15 protein-coding genes are annotated in these 17,751 nt (G+C 53.4%); 2 read left to right on the top strand and 13 right to left on the bottom strand.

Annotated elements, in window-relative coordinates; genetic code table 11:
- The first annotated feature begins 667 nt into the window (after positions 1 to 667).
- A complete protein-coding gene (locus AC0YNV_RS04230; RefSeq protein ID WP_475766099.1) occupies positions 668 to 1,465 on the top strand; it encodes a polysaccharide deacetylase family protein in 798 nt (265 codons plus the stop codon).
- Between the two features lie 117 nt (positions 1,466 to 1,582).
- Here AC0YNV_RS04230 and AC0YNV_RS04225 read toward each other — a convergent pair whose 3' ends face one another.
- The 6 genes from AC0YNV_RS04225 to AC0YNV_RS04200 form a co-directional block, all read right to left on the bottom strand.
- Entirely contained in the window at positions 1,583 to 2,065 is a 483-nt protein-coding gene (locus tag AC0YNV_RS04225; RefSeq protein ID WP_475766097.1) for an SRPBCC family protein, read from the bottom strand.
- The gene (locus AC0YNV_RS04220; protein ID WP_475766095.1) at positions 2,066 to 2,380 is read right to left on the bottom strand and encodes an ArsR/SmtB family transcription factor; all 315 of its coding nucleotides are present in this window, start codon (positions 2,378 to 2,380) and stop codon (positions 2,066 to 2,068) included.
- A gap of 111 nt (positions 2,381 to 2,491) precedes the next feature.
- Entirely contained in the window at positions 2,492 to 3,469 is a 978-nt protein-coding gene (msrA, locus tag AC0YNV_RS04215; protein WP_475766093.1) for a peptide-methionine (S)-S-oxide reductase MsrA, read from the bottom strand.
- 253 nt (positions 3,470 to 3,722) lie between these two features.
- A complete protein-coding gene (locus tag AC0YNV_RS04210) occupies positions 3,723 to 4,535 on the bottom strand; it encodes a TolB family protein (protein WP_475766091.1) in 813 nt (270 codons plus the stop codon).
- 333 nt (positions 4,536 to 4,868) lie between these two features.
- Entirely contained in the window at positions 4,869 to 5,441 is a 573-nt protein-coding gene (locus AC0YNV_RS04205; protein WP_475766089.1) for an EamA family transporter, read from the bottom strand.
- Positions 5,381 to 5,878: a DMT family transporter gene (locus tag AC0YNV_RS04200; protein WP_475766087.1), complete on the bottom strand. Its 498-nt coding sequence runs from the start codon at positions 5,876 to 5,878 to the stop codon at positions 5,381 to 5,383. Before AC0YNV_RS04200 ends, AC0YNV_RS04205 begins: the two co-directional genes overlap by 61 nt.
- Before the next feature lie 78 nt (positions 5,879 to 5,956).
- On the opposite strand from AC0YNV_RS04200, the gene AC0YNV_RS04195 reads away from it, so the two are divergent.
- Positions 5,957 to 7,312 (top strand): aminotransferase-like domain-containing protein, encoded by a 1,356-nt coding sequence (locus AC0YNV_RS04195; RefSeq protein WP_475766084.1) that lies wholly within the window; start codon positions 5,957 to 5,959, stop codon positions 7,310 to 7,312.
- Between the two features lie 51 nt (positions 7,313 to 7,363).
- Here AC0YNV_RS04195 and AC0YNV_RS04190 read toward each other — a convergent pair whose 3' ends face one another.
- From AC0YNV_RS04190 to AC0YNV_RS04160, 7 genes are all read right to left on the bottom strand, one after another.
- Entirely contained in the window at positions 7,364 to 8,440 is a 1,077-nt protein-coding gene (locus AC0YNV_RS04190) for an NAD(P)H-dependent flavin oxidoreductase (RefSeq protein WP_475766082.1), read from the bottom strand.
- Between the two features lie 221 nt (positions 8,441 to 8,661).
- A complete protein-coding gene (gene nagA, locus AC0YNV_RS04185) occupies positions 8,662 to 9,867 on the bottom strand; it encodes an N-acetylglucosamine-6-phosphate deacetylase (RefSeq protein ID WP_475766080.1) in 1,206 nt (401 codons plus the stop codon).
- Between the two features lie 96 nt (positions 9,868 to 9,963).
- Positions 9,964 to 12,141, bottom strand: coding sequence for a Sip1-related alpha-galactosidase (locus AC0YNV_RS04180; RefSeq protein WP_475766077.1), 2,178 nt, complete (start codon positions 12,139 to 12,141; stop codon positions 9,964 to 9,966).
- A 263-nt stretch (positions 12,142 to 12,404) separates the two neighbouring features.
- Positions 12,405 to 13,196 (bottom strand): DeoR/GlpR family DNA-binding transcription regulator, encoded by a 792-nt coding sequence (locus tag AC0YNV_RS04175; RefSeq protein WP_210043946.1) that lies wholly within the window; start codon positions 13,194 to 13,196, stop codon positions 12,405 to 12,407.
- Between the two features lie 80 nt (positions 13,197 to 13,276).
- Entirely contained in the window at positions 13,277 to 14,572 is a 1,296-nt protein-coding gene (locus tag AC0YNV_RS04170) for a four-carbon acid sugar kinase family protein (protein WP_475766074.1), read from the bottom strand.
- Positions 14,572 to 15,231 (bottom strand): class II aldolase/adducin family protein, encoded by a 660-nt coding sequence (locus AC0YNV_RS04165; protein ID WP_475766072.1) that lies wholly within the window; start codon positions 15,229 to 15,231, stop codon positions 14,572 to 14,574. Before AC0YNV_RS04165 ends, AC0YNV_RS04170 begins: the two co-directional genes overlap by 1 nt.
- A gap of 63 nt (positions 15,232 to 15,294) precedes the next feature.
- Positions 15,295 to 17,733 (bottom strand): alpha-mannosidase, encoded by a 2,439-nt coding sequence (locus AC0YNV_RS04160; RefSeq protein ID WP_475766070.1) that lies wholly within the window; start codon positions 17,731 to 17,733, stop codon positions 15,295 to 15,297.
- Between the last annotated feature and the right edge of the window lie 18 nt (positions 17,734 to 17,751).

Genomic DNA, 17,751 nt, shown 5'->3' with positions numbered 1-17,751 from the left:
CCCTGATTTGCCGAAGATCTTGCGATTCTTCAGCCTCATGAGGCAAGGATCTCTTGCCTGCAGCACAGTAACGTGTGCCATTCCGTTCGAGCCTACTCACCGGTCCTATTGTGCTGGGCCTTCCGTTTTCGGTCAAAAAGCTCCAAGAGGACATCATACCAAGGATTATGGCAAAGGTCTCAGCTTTCCCTCTGCTCTCTGGACATAAGCGCCTTCGTACTTTTTTCTCTTCATCGCCTGCCTGAATATATAAAAACCCCTCTCATCCCACCCTGGCAGACCTGCTGCCGGATTAAAGGGACGAAAGGGGTTGATTTTCGCGGTACCACCCTGATTTGCCGAAGATCTTGCGATTCTTCAGCCTCATGAAGCAAGGAATCCTTGCCTTCAGCACGATATCGTGTGCCATTCCGTTCGAGTCTACACGCCTGAACCAACAGGGTCCCGGTTTTCGGTCAAAAGCTCTGAGAGGACATCATACCAAGGATTATGGCAAAGGTTTCAGCTTTCCCTCTGCTCTCTGGACATAAGCGCCTTCGTACTTTTTTCTCTTCAACGCCTGAAATATTTGATGTTTTTTATAATAACACAGAGACAAGAAGAATTTCAAACCAAATTTTTTCATGTTATAGTGATCCTATATGAGCATAATCGGAGGAATGCGACGGTGAGAATCACCATGGGAAGACTAACGCTTACTGCTGCCGTCTTTTTGTTTTCCTTTACCCTGTTTACGGTCAAGGATATGTTCTGGTTCACCGGGGGCCATGCCTTTGCATCCGGTCCGCTGTCCGATGAATTTACCATTCCGGTCCTGACTTATCATTCCATTGCGGATCATCCCCATAATGCCTATGTCACCACGCCTGCGAAATTTCAGGAGGAAATGAAATATCTGCATGATCACCATTACCAAACCATCAATCTGGCCCAGTTCTCTGTGCTAATGGAACAGAAGAAAGCCGTGAAGGCGAACCTTGTGCTGATCACATTTGACGACGGATATGCCAATGCTTACCAGACCGCCTTTCCGATTTTGCAGAAATACGGCTTCACGGCTGTGGCATTCGTCATAACCGATTGGCTCGGCGGCCATGATTTCATGAGCTGGCAGCAGGCCGGGGATCTTCAGCTGGCGGGTTGGGACATCATGCCCCATTCCCGTACTCACCCGCAGTTGCCTCTGCTGTCACCGCAGCGGCAGTTCGATGAGATCTCGGGCTCCCGGGCGACCATCGAAGAAAAGCTCGGGAGCACGGCGAACTCTTTTGCATACCCTTACGGGCACCGCAGCAAAACAACGATGGAGCTGCTGCAAAAAGCGGGATACTCCTATGCCTTTTCGTTCGATAACGGCCTGACGACATCGAATCAGAACCCGTTGTCCCTGAAACGTCTGGTCATCTCCAGAAGCGAAAGCATGCGGCAGTTCATCGATCAGCTTCATACCCGCCAAGCAGAATGAATGGATCAAAAGTCTGGTGAAAAACGGGCTGCACATGCGGAACCGTCTTCACAAAAACAAGGGAGGCTCCCGCAATGCTGGCAGCTTCCCTTGTTTTCGCTGCTATGCCACGGCGACTCACTGATGGGTCAGGTTCCCGATGGCAGCAGCATATTTCTCATACCATGTCTTCCAGTAGTCGTGTCTGTTCTCTACAGTGCGGCCTTCCAGAAGTGCTTCGATCACATCCAGACAGACATGCCAGCCGGCAAGATCCCTTGGCGTATGATCGGTCAGCTTGTTAATCTTCTCAATCATGACAAGCCGGCAGCCATCCGCTTCGGGATACAGCTCGAAGCGGACTTGGTCCTCTCCCCAGGTATACTCCAGCACGGAATGCATTTTCAGTTCAAGAATGCTCATTTCCTCGAACGTGCCGTCCTGCATGTCGAATTTAATGATCCCGCCCTCCCGCAAATCTTCAACACTCAGCTCGGAAAACCATTTGGCCAGCTTCTCATTCTCCGTTAAATAAGACCATACCTTCTGTGCGGAATGCTTGAGCCGGCGCTCATATCGGGCTGTGTAGCCATATTCGGTTTGCTGTATGACAGCTAACATTTACAACTCCTCCTCGTCCAATTGCCTTACCAGGTCGTCCAGTTTATTGGACCAAAACTGCCGGTACGGCTCCAGCCAATTGTCGATTTCCGCAAGGGGCTGCGCGCTCAGGATGTACAGATGCTTCCGCGCGTCTTTGCGTACGGACACGAGACCGGCGTCCCGCAAAATCCGCAAATGCTTGGATACGCCGGGTTGACTAAGGGATGACAAAGCAACCAGCTCTCCGACCGAGCGCTCCTTGACCCGCAGGTAGTCGAGAATCGTTCTCCGGTTCGGTTCGGCCAATATTTCAAACAGATTATCCGGTTTCATGTCTATATATTACTATACAGTTATATTTCCGTAAAGTTATATTTCTTATGAGTTATATTTCTTATGAGTTATATTTCAACACAGATATACCAGGGTTATTTCTCGCAGATATCAGGACTCGTTCGTAGTAAATAACGTTACATAACGGCCATACCCTTCCTGCTCCAGCATCTCTTTGGGAACGAAACGCAGAGAAGCGGAATTCAGGCGGTAATGCAATCTCGTGGGCCCCGGGCCGTCGTTGAACAGGTGGCCCAAATGGGAATTGGACAAGCGGCTTCGTACTGCCGTTCGGACCTGCCCGCTGCTTAAATCCCCCTCCCTGCGGATAAAGCCTTCTTCAATTGGCTTGGAGAAGCTGGGATATCCGGTCGCAGAATCGAATTTATCCAGTGAGCTGAACAGCGGGTCGCCGTTAATAATATCCACATACAGCCCTTCCCGGTCATTGTCCCAATATTCATTCCGGTAGGCGGGCTCGGCTGCCCCGTTCTGGGTGACATCGTATTGCAGCGCAGTCAGCTGCTTGCGCAGCTGCTTCTTATCCTTCGCGGTATTCCAGTTATGCAGGGCAAAATCATCCCGGCCCGAATATTTCCGGTACATATTATAATCCACATGATGGTATTTATAATAATCCTGATTGTACTCCTCAGCCGGGTAAAACGGTCCTGCGGCCACAATTTCCGTCACGATGGGACCTTTGAACCGGCCGCTTGCCTTCAGCGCCCGCTTGGTGGCTTCCGCCTTCTCCCGCTGCTCCTCATCATGGACAAATATCGCCGTCCGGTATGAATAACCGCGGTCATGAAATTGTCCGCCCTTGTCAGTAGGATCGATTTGCTGCCAGAACAGCTCCAACAGCCGTTCGTAGGGGAAAATATCCGGCTGAAACGTAATTTGCACCGCTTCGGCATGTCCTGTCGTTTCGGTGCATACTTCTTCGTAGGTCGGATTCACGGTATGACCGCCCGTATAGCCGGAAATAATCGAGACAATGCCCGGCAGCTCGTCAAACGGCTTCACCATGCACCAGAAGCAGCCGCCTGCGAATGTGGCGAGCTGCTCCTTCTTGTCTGTTACTTTCAATGGATTCACACCTTCAATCTTTCTGGGTTGTTTTGCGGCAATAGCCCGCAGTTCACTTTAGTATACCTTAAGAATAGATAGCGAATCATCACAAGCACAGAGAAGAACGCGTTGACGTACACCGCCTCCGATGCCGTCTTGGCACTCCTGTGGGGCAGTCCAATGCGCGGCACGATGCATCCCTGATATCGAACACAATAAAAAGGCCTCCGATAAACGGAAGCCTCTTTGTTGTTTATTGCTGTTTACATCTTTAGTCCTTCAGCCGGTAGCTTACAAATGCAAGTTGCTTGCTGTCGGGCGACCAGGAGTTGACATTGAGCGTGCCTTGTCCACCGAACAGGCTGACCAGCGTGCTGAATTCGCCGCCATCGCTTGACATCAGCCGGATCTCGACGTCCTTGTTCGCGGGGTGATCGCCTGGAGCGACGTCGCCCTTGCGGTAGGCTATAAAAGCAACCGATTTGCCATCGGGCGATACATGCGGGAACCAGTTGTTGCTTTCATCGAAGGTCATTTGCGTCTGCTCGCTGCCATCGGCTTTCATGCGCCATACCTGCATAAGTCCGGAACGTACCGAGTTGAACCAGATATGCTGGCCGTCCGGTGAATATTCCGGTCCGTCATCAAGTCCGGGAAGATCCGTCAGCTGCGTCTCAACGCCGCCAATCCGCGGAATGGTGAAGATGTCGTATTGACCGTTGCGTTCCGCGCAATAGGCCAATGTTTCGCCATCCGGCGACCAGCCGTGCAGGTAACTCGGTGCCATTGGAGTAATCAGCTCCGGAGCGCCGCCCGCAAGCGGGAACACGTAAATGCGGGATTGACCATCCTCGCGCGTATGGTGGCTGACCGCGATTTGGGAATCATCGGGAGAAAGCACATGATCATTATTGCAGTGCGAGGCGTAGCCCGATTCGATCTCCGTGCTTTCGCCAGAGGCGATGTCGTAAGAATGTATGCGTCCAAAACTGTTGTAAATAAGCCGCTTGTTGTCGCGTGTCCAGTTGGGGGCTTCGATGAGATAATCAAACTGAGCCAGGACCGTACGCTCGCCTGTCTGCACATTTATTGTCTCCAGGAGGCTGATGACATCACGGGAATAAAATTCGTTGGGCTTCTTTAATGTGTTAATGATAGTTCTCCCCTTCCGGTATTAGAAACAATACCAGTATAATACGAAATGCTGCGGAATTGAAATAGCAGCCAGGGGAGGGAAACACTTATCGCCTGCTGACGCTCTGTAAAGAAGGCCCCATTCAGTTTACAGCGGGCTTTCTTGAAGGTTTGGTAAAAAAGCAAGCCTGCAGAAGCTTCTTCAGCTTCCCGAAGCAGACATTATAGTATCGGAGCAGGGCAGACAAGCTTCCTCAATCAAAGCCTCCTGCTGCCGCTATTATCATCCTGCTTTGACTTCCGTCGTGTAATCCACTTTTTTTCGTTTCCGGTAATGAACTCCCAGGACGCCGCCAACGATCAGTACGGCACCAATCAGGTGATAATACGCCAGATGCTCATCAAGGAACAGCACCACGGCCAGCATGGAGATCAGATTGCCCAAATTGACGAACAGGCTCATTCTGTATGCCTCCATTCTGGACAGCACATAATTGGACAGTAACGACGAGACAAGTGAAGATAACAAGCCGATATACAAAATGGCAATTACAAACACCGGATGGGTCAAGGGCTCCGGCAGAACCCTCAAGTTACCGTTCAGTGCATGCCTGGTCAAGGCGATCGCGTCGAAGCCGGCGCATCCGGCCAGCATCATGACAAAGCTGATCTGAACCGCGGTGAAACCGTCTCTCAAGGCTCTTTCAAGCACGCTGTATAAAGCCAGCATCACGGAAGAAACCAGCAGCATGGCGATTCCGAAGGCGCTTGTATTCCCGACGGATGCTCCCCCCATTACCAGAATGTAGATGACACCGCCCCGACCGAGGACAGAACGGACAGCTTTTGCATCCACGAAGCTCTCTCTTTAAGAAACAGCACTGCCAGCGTCAGCGTAAATGCCGGTGTCGCAGCTTGGAAAATCCCTGCCTCGGAAGAGGAGGTTACGGCAAGTCCGAACGCCTGGAATCCGAAAAACAGGCTCGGATAAACCAGCCCGATCGGCAGCAGCCGCCAAACCATGCGCAAGCGCGGATCCAGCTTGATCCATCCTGCCAGAACAGGGATTCCAAGCGCAAGGAAGGAAAGTGTAAAACGGAAAGCAAGCGTGTCGATGGGGTTCGCGAATTGCAAAGCCAATTTTGTACACAAGAAGGAAAATCCGATGATGAACGCGTATAAGAATGCGAGCAGATAGGGCGTTTTTGTTCCGTGCATGTTATAATCTCTTCCTTCCCGATTGTCTGATTGCGTCTCACCAAGGCCGGCCGGCTTATGATTTCTTTCAAGCATAAGGCTGCCTCATACGGCTCATCAATCCAAACAAGGTCAAGCTGTACCGGTACAGCTAACGCCCAGGAAGGAGTTCCTATGAAAAAATATATTCAAATCATGAACGACATCGAGCGGCGGATTGAAGAAGGAGCAATTCGCGGAGGCGGGAAAATCCCCTCGATCCGCGAGCTTTCCGAACATTATTCCTGCAGCAAAAGTACGGTGATTCGGGCCTATACGGAGCTTGAGAAACGCCATATCGTGTATTCCATACCGCAGAGCGGCTATTATGCGGTTCAGAAGAAAACCGGACAGGAGCAGGCGCCGGGGCAGCCAGTCATCGATTTCTCCTCGGCGGCGCCCGATCCCGAGCTGTTCCCCTATCTGGATTTTCAGCATTGCCTCAACAAGGCAATCGACAGATACCGGACCGATTTGTTCACCTACGGAACCGCTCAAGGCCTCCCTTCGCTGCTTCATGTGCTGATCCGGCATCTGGCGGACTATCAGGTCTTTACCCGGCTGGAGCATCTCATGGTTACATCGGGCGTTCAGCAGGCGCTGGCCATTCTGACCACGATGCCCTTCCCGAGCGGCCGGGATACCGTGCTGCTTGAGCAGCCCAGCTACCATTTGTTCGTCCGGCTGCTGAATTGCTACGGCATCCCAGCCCGGGGGATTACCAGAACGGAGAAGGGCATAGATCTGAATGAACTGGAGCAATTGTTCCAAACCGGCAGCATCAAGTTGTTTTATACGATTCCCCGGTTTCATAATCCGCTGGGCACCTCATATACGGAGGATACCAAAAAAGCGATTGCCGGACTGGCCAAACGCTATGATGTCTATATTGTCGAAGACGATTATTTGGCGGATCTGGAGACAAACAGCAAATCCGATCCTATCTATGCTTATGGCCCGTCCCATGTCATCTATTTGAAAAGCTATTCGAAAATACTGTTTCCCGGGCTCAGGGTTGGCGTGGCTGTCCTTCCTCCCTCGCTTCATCACATATTCAGCTCGTATAAGCAGCTGTCCGATATCGACAGCGCGATGCTCTCGCAGGCCGCTCTGGAAATCTATATCCAAAGCGGCATGTTCGAGCGGCGCAAGCAACGGATCGTCGCTACCTACCACAACCGGATGCTGCAGCTGAACCGCGCGCTTGCCCTTTACAATGATATGGACGATATCCGCCCTGTCCCGGTTCAAACTGGCGTTCATACTCATGTTCTCCTGCCGGATGAGCTGCAGATTCCAACTCTGCTGAACCGGCTTGGCAAGCAGCAGATTATACTGAAGTCATTGGATGACTCTTACTTGGACAACTATGCGGTACGGCCAATGCTAAAGCTGAGTATAACTCGGGTCCTGGAGGAGCAGATCGAGGAAGGCGTGAGCCGGATTTTCGACGAAATCAAAAGAATGAGAGGCATGCGGACGAGGCGCTGATCCGCTCTCTGCCTGCTTGCCTCTCCAGTTGTGAAAGCTGTCCGTCTTGAATCAGGACAATATCGCCAGAGCCTGGCGGACCGTCTCAGCCACAATGTCCGCCGCTTTCTGCCCCGAGGTCAGCATTCTGGTCCCCTGACCGGCCCACAGGGACATATACTGCGCATTGCTCCCACGCTGAGCGGCATTTCTGATATCCCGCGTCGCCGTATTTTGCGTTGGGAATGGAAGAGGCTCCAACCCGCCCGCATCCCATTGAGCGATAAAGTCATTGCGAATGCCCCTTGCCGGACGCCCTGAGAACACCTTCGTGATAACGGTGCTCTCCTCCGTGCTTGCCAGCAGAGCCTGCTGGTAGGAGGCATGTGCTCCCGATTCAACCGCCGTCAGAAACCGCGTACCCATCTGCACGCCCTGCGCGCCAAGCGCAAGGGCGGCGGCCACTCCCCGGCCGTCCATGATGCCGCCGGCGGCAATGACCGGAACCCCTACGCGGTCCACAATCTGCGGAACCAGAGCAAATGTTCCAATATTCGCTCCTGAAGGATGCTGCGAGACGTCAAATGTCCCCCGATGCCCGCCCGCTTCGCTCCCTTGGGCAACAACGGCATCGCAGCCTGACTGTTCAGCCAGGGCAGCTTCCTCTACAGTCGTCACCATTGTGATCACCCGGAGACCTGCCGATTTGGCCTGCCGCATGTATTCCGGAGGCAGAACGCCAAACGCCGTGCTGATGACAGGCACTTTCTCTTCCAGCAGCACGGCCAGCTGTTCCCGGAACAGATTCGGTGTGAGCACCGGCCCATTCTCTGCATGGGGAATGCCAAGCTTGTCCCGCAGCAAATTGAGCTGCTGCTGGGCTTCTCCAATTCTCGTATTATCATCACGGGCCTCAATGGCAAACAAATTGACAGCAAACGGCAAATCCGTCAGCTCACGAATTTCCTGAACCGCCTTGCGGATTGCAGCAGGCTCCATATAAGCGGCTCCAAGCGTTCCCAGTCCCCCCGCGGCAGATACGGCGGCCGTTAATTTCACAGTTGACGGTCCCCCTGCCATGCCTGCCAGAAAAATCGGATAACGGATTTGAAACAGCCCGCAAACAGATGTTTCCAGTTGAATGCCCATCCTCTTTCACCTCATTCTCTCTTGGCTCGTTGCAGAACCGGATATTGACAGAATTATTATAGCATCAGACATGTCCTGCGATCCAAAAGCCGGCCGGCGAAGTCAGCCTGCCGCTTGAGAATTCCGGTGATTAGCAGGCGGAGCATGGGAACCGGTTATTCACAGGCCTGCCGTGAAAAAGAAAACAGCCGCCTTCCGTAGCGGCTGTTCCCCTGTTTCCGTTATTCCGGCACTTCGCTGCTGCCGGTCTCCTTCAGAGCCGTATCGCCGCCCTTTGAACGGCGATATACGATTTTTCCGTCAATAATGGTCCACAGGACCTCGAATTGTTCATTCAGCAGGACGAGGTCCGCATCCATGCCTGGCGCAATCCTCCCTTTCCGGGACAAGCCAAGCACGTTCGCCGGCGTCTCTGTCGCCATGAGAACAGCGTCGTTCAAAGGAATCCCGGCACGCACGGTTTTGGCCAAAGCCATATTCATCGTCACTGTACTGGATGCAAGCGTCCCGTCCTCCAGCTTGGCGACGCCCTGCGTGACTGTCACCTTATGGCCGCCGAACAAGTAAGTTCCGTCTCCCATTCCCATCGCCTGCAGGGCATCGGTAATCAGAACCATCTTATCCGCCCCCTTCTCACGGTAAAGCATGCGTACAATAGCCGGATGAAGATGCACATCATCGACTATGGCCTGGACGCTGACATGATTTTCTTCAAAAGCCGCGACGATCATTCCGGGATCCCGGTGATGAATCGGGCGCATGCCGTTGAAGCAATGCGTCACATGGCTGGCTCCGCTTTGAAACGCCTGTTTCGCCTCCTCATAGGTTGCGTCCGAATGCGCCACAGATACGATAATGCCGCGAGCTTTGAGAAAAGCGACCATTTCAAGTCCTCCTGGAAGCTCTGGAGCCAGGGTCACCATACGTATTAAGGATCCCGCGTTCTGCAGAATCGCCTTCATTTCATCCAGATCCGGATGGCGCAAAAACTGTTCATTTTGCATGCCTTTGCGCTTCACGTTCAGAAAGGGCCCTTCAATATGCATGCCTGCGATTCTCGCTCCGCTCTCGCGTCCCTTGACCCTGGAAACACTGGAGATCATGCCAAAGAGGCTCTCCAGAGACGAGGATACGGAGGTAGCAAGGAAGGAGGTGCAGCCCGTTCTGGCGCAAGCCTCAGACACCGCCTCGACGCTTCGGATTGTACCATCCATCATATCGAAGCCATCGGCTCCGTGGATATGCACATCAATCATTCCCGGGATAAGCAGCTGGCCATTACCGTCAATTTCCACATCCGCTTTGTAACCGCCAGGTACCATATCTCTATCAACAGCTGTTATTTGCCCATCGCGAATAAGAACATTTCCGGGCGTCGGCTCATCACTGCCTGCCAAACGCACGTTCCGAATCAAAGTAACCGTCATCTCTTGGCTCCTTAGAACATTATTTTATAATCGCATCACGGCGCATCTTATCCCGGGATACTTTCCATCTTATCAAATAATGCCAATGGGCACACTTCATCTTCCATGCATAATTTCTACCGTGACTTTCCCCGTAGCCTCTCCGGCAATGACTTCATACAAGAAATCGCCGACCTTCGCGAATGGCTGCGGGCTTCCTTGAACGTAAACCTCCACCGGAGGCTTCCCGGCGGCAAAAACAAAGACACCGCCCTCCCGCAGCGCAATTCCCGTTGACTTCCCGTCCGAGAATACATCCGTAACGGCATGAGACGATATATACTTCCCGGCTAACCCGATCGGAACGATTCCTCCGCTGCTCCCAGCATCGTCACTGCCATACAGGACTGGAATAATCGTATAAAGGGCATACTCTTCTGCCTTCAGCTTGAATGAATGCCGTTCGCCGCGCGTCAGGAACAAGCATTCGCGGGAGAAATGCTCGTACAGGGCAAAACGGTCACCTTCAAGCCCCGGAACATCCTGCGGTCCGACTGTTCCTTCTACCGGATTGTCGTATTTGCCGATATGAAAAGCTGCGATCACCCCTGCCCCGCCCGCTGTATTCCACAGCTTGAGCGGCACGTGTTGAACGGTCGGATCAAGAAACAAACAATCCTCCGTCGGGCTGGGCGTCCGGTCGCAGCGAATGATTTTACCATCCTGGTAGATCAGCGGCCACAGTCTGGAAGGATCGGTATTGCCCGGGGCATCGCTGAAATACACGGGACCCCCGCTGATGGAACGAAGAACCGCATTCTGGATATCATCATGATTTTTCGTCCAGTACATATCCCAGTCGCCCCAATAGAACGCCCCGTGATAATACGAATTATAAGCGTTTTGCAGCGCATGCTCGGCGAAGCCGTATCGCTCCTGAGGAACAAAATCATCGCTGTTCCGCGATACGGCGGATTTGGGCCTGTGCCAAACATTCTCGGCCGCCATGCCCATGCAGTTAATCATCGTATGGTCAAAATGCAGCGCAACGGATGCCTCTAGCGCCGTATGGGCAGCTGATGCCGCTTCGCCGATAGAACGCTGGCCTCTCCAAAAATTCGTAACTGCGCTCTGGCTGTCCACTTTCACGAAATCAACGCCTTGACGCTCCAGAAAAGAATGCCAGCCATGCCAGAAACCAAAGCCTTGTCCGCCGTCCGGCGACGGCAGAAGATCACCCCGGACATTCTCCCGCAAATATTCGGCATATTGTCCGGCCAGTTCGCCTGCAGGGTGGATTCCTCCCCAATAGCCGGCAATCGTGTGCCAGACGCCTACCCAGCGGACGCCGGAACGATCCTTTAAGTCATCTACCGCAGCGCCCAGACCCCGGGGGAATTTCACGGGATCAGCTTCAAAAGCGGATAATTTGCCATCGTGAACGGAAGACCAGCCATCGTCAATCATCACCCAATTGACCGGCAGGCCGAACCTGCGGAACTCCTCCGCCTTGGTCAACAATCCTTCTTCATTCACTTGATGGTAAAAGGCGTCCCAGCTGCACCACCCGAGATAATCGAGAATCTCGGGGTATTTTTTTTGCTCCCGCGGCAGAACCTGGCCATCCAATTGCTTGGCTGCGGCCTCGACATGGTCCTCGATGATCCGGTAAGGGTCAGTTCCGCTCCCCATGACAAAACACAGCGTATCATATCTCGTCCTGCCGGATTGATGAGAGGAAAGGCGAAACAGCAGGCTTTCTCTCTCACCGCCGCACAGCTCTGTTCGGATGAGCGGTCCGCAAACCGGGAGAATATGAATATAATCCGGGAGTGACGAACGCCAGAGCAGAGATTGCGTCCGGGCGGGAAGCGTGGACATGCGGGTATCGAAGTGGGGCCTTGTCCACCAATCCTTGTGCTGATAATTGGCCATCAACCCGTCAACCTGCCGGATCGGCCCTGTCTGAATGACGATCCCGTAATCGGCGGCAAAACAGCTCTGTTTGCCGAAGGCATTCGCATTTCTGATCTCCCCGTTTACCCAGCAAAGCGCATAGCGCCCGTAACTGCGGAATTTAAGCTCCACTCCGATTGTTTGCTCCTCATTCTGAAACAGGTGGAGGAATTCCTGGTAAGCACCATGCTGGTCTTTCCCTGCGCTCTTTGTCACTCCCGTTTTCGCAAGCACCTGCGGCTGTGGGTCGGAATCCAGCCTAACCTGTATACCAAAATCTCCAATAGCCACTCTCTCTTCGCTGACTTCAACCAGACCTGCTTCATTGAAATGGAACATGCCGAGCCCTCCTTCAAAAATGGCTTAATCTTTTTTGGGAACGTTCCCAAATTGCATGAAATAAAAAATCGCCACCCCTTCCTAAGCCCCCACCCATATTGCTTTTCGGATTTCCAATCATTTCGTAATCGCCGAGCCGACAACCCGCGCTGTCCCTGCCTTCCGCCAATCGTATTCGTGGAGCATTGGGCTTAAGCGTTCGCTCCATAGTGGTCTTATTCCAGCAGGCAACCCTGGTATGCGGCCAGGATCAAGGATTTTCTTCAGTGGTCTTGTCCAACCGGAACGGCGATAACCTTGACGCCATGGGATTCAATCGCTTTAAGTATGGCCGGTTCCACGAGGTCGCTGGTTATGAGAATATCGACTTGGCTGAAGCTGCTGAAGGAAAGAAGGGCCTGACGGTTGAATTTGCTGTGATCGGCAACAATTACGACTTTCTGGGCGGTTTCAATCATGGCCCGCTTGATTTCCGCTTCATACAGGTCAGAGCTTGTAAATCCCTTCTTGAGTGAAATGCCGGATGTGCCAAGGAAGACATAATGGGCGTTATATTTTTGCATTTCCGCTTCCGCCTGGGGACCGACAAGGCTCATCGATTTCTTAATGAGTTTGCCGCCAAGCAGGAAAATATCCGCTTCTTCCGAATTAGCGCATTCCTCCGCAATATTCACCCCATTGGTCACAATCGTCAATTGTTTCAGATGCTTCATGTGGCGGGCAACGCACCATGTTGTGGAGCCGGAATCGAGAATAACGATCTGCTCATCCTCAACAAGCGACGCAGCGGCGGCGCCAATCGCGTCCTTCTCCTCGAACAGCTCGAATTTCCGCTGCTGCACCGGAGGAATTTGATTGAAGGCCACCTGCAAATCGTCCGAGAGTATCGCGCCGCCGTAATTTTTGACGATGAGGCCTTCCTGCTCCAGTTGATTCAAATCACGCCGGATCGTTTCCTCGGATACATTGAATTCACGCACAAGATCGGCCACCTTGACGCTTCTTTCTTTTATGAGCAGCTCTTTGATTCGGTTGCGCCTCTCGACGACGATCATTGTCATTCCCCCTTGCGATTGAATCGGACATACCGGTTTAGTGACAGACAGTATCCCTGTCCGGCTGGTAATTTACCCCATTATAACCGATCCTGTCGGCTCTTCATATGTTCAATTGCCTTTTCAAAAAAATCAGGTCCGCCGAAGCTGCCGGATTTGAGCACGAGCATGAGCGGGCGTTTCCGTGACAATGACAGGCTCGATGGGAGACCCGGCTCGATTTCCCGGTAAATCCGCATTCCGCCTACACCCAGGCGCGAGCATATGGCCGCTGATGTATCGCCTCCGGCAGCAAGGATGCGGGTCTGCCCCGTGCCTCGCAGCACCCGGTCGGCGATTTCGGCTATCGTCCCGGATACAAGCCTGGATACCTGCGTATTGGACATTCCGAATTCAGCGGCAAGCCGCTTGGCGTGTGCTACCTTGCCCGGCCGATTCTCCGAATACAGCAGGACATCTTCTCCGGAAAGAATCGTCCGCTCAATTGCATCCGACAAGCGTCCGGTTTCTTCCTGGCGTCCGCCTTCCTCAAGCAGCTGCACCGGGTCCAGGCGGAATGCCGGCCTTCCTGAGCTCAAGTAGGCTTCAACCTGTGCCGCTGTCTGCGGTGTCAGGCTGCCTGCAGCGATTAGTATGCCAAGATCCGGCCGGTAAGGAACCGGCAGCAAATCCGCTCCGCCGCTCTCGCGTTCTTTCATCAACAAGGCAAGTTCCTCCGCTATCGCGGAAGCGCCGCAAATAATGCGTTCATCCCTGATGGCTTCCGCAATTACGGCAAGCATGCGTTGTTCGGCAACGTCGAGAATAACATAGCCTCCTGCAGCACGGCGCCTGCCGATTTCTTCCCGAAGCGCTTCTGCTCCTAGTCCGATTACCTCAAAATCAATCACGCTCACCCTTCGCTTCGTCTGACTCTGCAGGATGCTGACCAGATCCGATTCCAGCATGGGATGAACGGGATCATGCCGAAAATGGGATTCTTCCAGCTTCATACCGTTGACATAATGGATGCCCCCCAATGTCGTGCGTCCATTCTTGGGGAAGCCCAGCACGACCACCGCAAAATCCGCTTCCAGCTCATCGAGCATCGCATCGAATTCCGCGCCGATATTGCCGCGGAACACGGAGCAGGTTTTATTGAAAAAGGCGGTGCAGCCAAGTTTCCGAAGCTGAGCTGTGGCAAGCTTCACTTTAGCATAAGCGGCATCACAGCCATCGAAACGGGAATCCGTATCGAGAATGTACACATCCGCCTCGGCTTCGGGCTGCAGCACGGCTGCGTCATAGGCGTAAACATCTGCCCGGAGACCTGACTTGGCGAACATGATGCCGATGTCGCCGGCACCTGTTATATCGTCTGCCACAACACCGATCATCAGGGCCACTCCCTTACCGGCTTGTAACCGGAGCTTGCAATAAAATCCTGTACCGTTTCCGCAGTGAGCGGTTTTAGCGGAATTCCCGCACTGCGGGCCGTAATAACCATACGGCAAGCCATCTCCAGGGTGTGAAGCGACATCCTCGCTTCCCTGACACTTGTATCGTATACGAGAATGCCGTGGTTTTCCAGCAGCAGAACATTCGCTTTGGATACCTGCTCCAGCACCGCCTCTCCCAGCTCTCTGGAACCGGGATGGCAATAGGGTACCCTTGCGATTCGCTCCAAATAATACATCGTCTCGACGAACAGATCGCCGGGAGGATCAACATCCGCGCATGCTATCAATGTGCTGTGGAAGGGCGATGCATGCAGGACGGCATTGATCTCCGGCCTCGTCTGGTAGACAGCCTCATGCATCGGCATTTCTTTGGACGGTTTTTTGCCCATGGGATCGACGGGCTTGCCTCCCAGGTCGACCTCTACCAGATCGTCATCCGCAAGCTCGCCCAGGTACGTTCCGCTGGCGGAGATCAGGTAACGGTCGGGAGCGGTTCTGACGCTGATATTGCCGGCATTGCCCCAGGCCAGCTCATAATTCATCAGATAGCGGCCGACTTCCTGCAGCTCCTTTACTCCGTCTGCTTTCGCAATCATATTCATTCCTCCCCTTCAATCGCATCTAAGTCCGGACATCTGATCCTGCTATGTCTTCGACTCTTACCATTCGATCAGATTGGTCTCCGTGACCGGCTGGCCCGCATCCTTCGGAATACGGAAGGTCTTGATTTCGCATGGACCGAAAACCGCTTCAATGGTCCGATTCCATTTCGGCAGCGAAATGACAGCCCTTGTACCCGTTCTGGTCGTTTCATACGCGCGGACAATGAGATCGTCGTTATCCTCGGACTTCTTCACAACGCTGACCAGCACATTATCCTTGTCAACCGACAGGAACGAATCCTTTTGCGGCAAATCGCCTTGATGATACGTTTCGATCACCGTGACCGGACGCTGATTCAGCTCCGCGGCGCGCTTGACGGTTCCTGCCGTTTCCCAATTGCCTTCATGCGGCAGAATCGAATAATGCACGGTCTGAATGCCCTGGTCGATAAACGAGTAATGTCCCGTCTCCGATGGAACAAGCGGATCGTGATGGGCATATATCGGGCTGCGCAGCATCGTAATCGCCATCTCTTTGTTATGAATGCTGTAGCTGTATTTGGAATCATTCATCAGGCTGACGCCGTACAGCTTGTTGTTCTCTCTCGCAATGCCCGAGTAGTCAATCCACGTTTGACCCGGCTCCTCCTCGCCATTGTGCTCCCGCTCGATAAAGCTGTACGGCTGCTCATACGTCTGGCGGGTAAAGATGAGGTTGACCGGAAATACAAGCTTGAGCATCTTGAACTGCTCGCGCCAATCAATCGTCGCCTTCACGTCAATCTGGTCAAGCTCCCTGTACATCGTGAAGTCCTGCACCAGATGGGAGCTGCCGTACCTGCTCGTGACGCGGATCACGGATTTGACCGGACCATGCTCTACGAGCTGAACGCGGGCGGCGCCAAACGCACCGATTGCCTTGTTGAAATGGAACACGTTATGACTCCATGTATCCGTCTTGTCCTCGATGACGACGGGCCTGGCCGCTGCTCCCCGGAACACTTCAACCCCGCTGCGCTTGTCGCGGAGCGAGACGATGTACCCGGTTGCCGGGTCGAATTCGAGCCGGAAACGGTCATTCTCCATCGAATAATCATTCGCCTTGATCGATGCTGCCGCTGCCCTCGGTGCTGACGGATTCGTTGTAAATTTATAGACCCGGTAACCAAGCGCCGGAAGCTGCGCGATAAAGCTCAGACGGAAGCGCCCGTTGCTGGTGGCTGCCGGTTGAACCTTCTGAAACGCAACCGGACGTCCCTCGTCATCCACGAGCACATGCTCGTCCTTGAAGCTGCCGACTTCAACTTCAACATGAACGCGGCTCTCCCAGGCATGAGGATTAAAGACGACGACCGGCTTCATGTTCTCCTCTTCCTCGATATTGATATTCCAGGACAACGATTGAACGGCATAATTCAAGCCTCGTGCAGCAATAGCAAGAGATTCGCCGTATTCGTTGCGCGCATCGTCGTAAGCCGATTCGATGCTCGTCCCTGCCAGAATGTCGTGGAACTGGTTGAACAGGATGTTTTTCCAGGCGCGGTCAAAATTCTTCGGATAAGGCTGCCCTGTCGTCCAGGCGGCGATCGAGGACAGCTTCTCCGCTGTCACCATCAGATTCTCCGCTCTCCGGTTCCAGTGCTTCACCCCGGAATGGGCCGCATAGCAGCCGCTTGCATGATGCTGCAGGTCGTCGTGGACGACAGGAAAGGGCAGATTCTGCTTCTCCATATCTTCGAAGAAATCATTAGGCGAGCTGAATACAAGCTCCAGACCGTCGTCCTCCTTCTGCAGCCGCTTGATGCTGTCGATGTTTTCCCTTGTCGGGCCGCCGCCGTGGTTGCCGACTCCATAGAAGCTCATCAGCTGGTCGAACGGGGCCTTGAGCTCGCTCTCGCAGCGCCGGATGTGGTTCTCCAGATCCTTCCCCCAGGAGCAGTATTCGAACAGGATGCGGAAGGCCAGCACAGACGAACCGTCATCCGCTTCCCATTTGAACAACCGGCCGGGCAGCCCTTTCTCATTGGGCATAGGGCGCATCATCACATAATAATCCATGCCGCTCTTCTTGAGGATTTGCGGCATCATGCCGAAATGGCCGAAGCTGTCCACATTGTATCCGACTTTGGCGGTAACGCCGAACTTCTCCTTGAAATACCGCTGGCCGTACAAGCCCTGCCGGACGAATGATTCACCGCCGGGAATATTGCAATCCGGCTGAACCCACCAGCCGCCGACAATAACCCAGCGCCCTTCGGCGACACGGCCTTGAATCTCCCGGAACATGGCCGGATCGTTCTCTTCCACCCATTCGTAATTTTGTGCGGAGCTGGATGTGAAGACGAAATCGTCATACTCCTTCATCCGGTCAAGCGCCGAACGGAACGTCGCTTTCGTTTCCTGGAACCCTTCCTGCCATGGCCAGAGCCAGACAGGGTCCAAGTGGGCGTTGCCGATCATATACAGCTTCTTCTCATTCTGCTTCATACGGTTCATTCACACTCCTGGAAGGAA

The organism is Paenibacillus sp. JT31N11, assembly GCF_056269285.1.
This window is presented reverse-complemented; position numbering and strand designations above follow the sequence as displayed.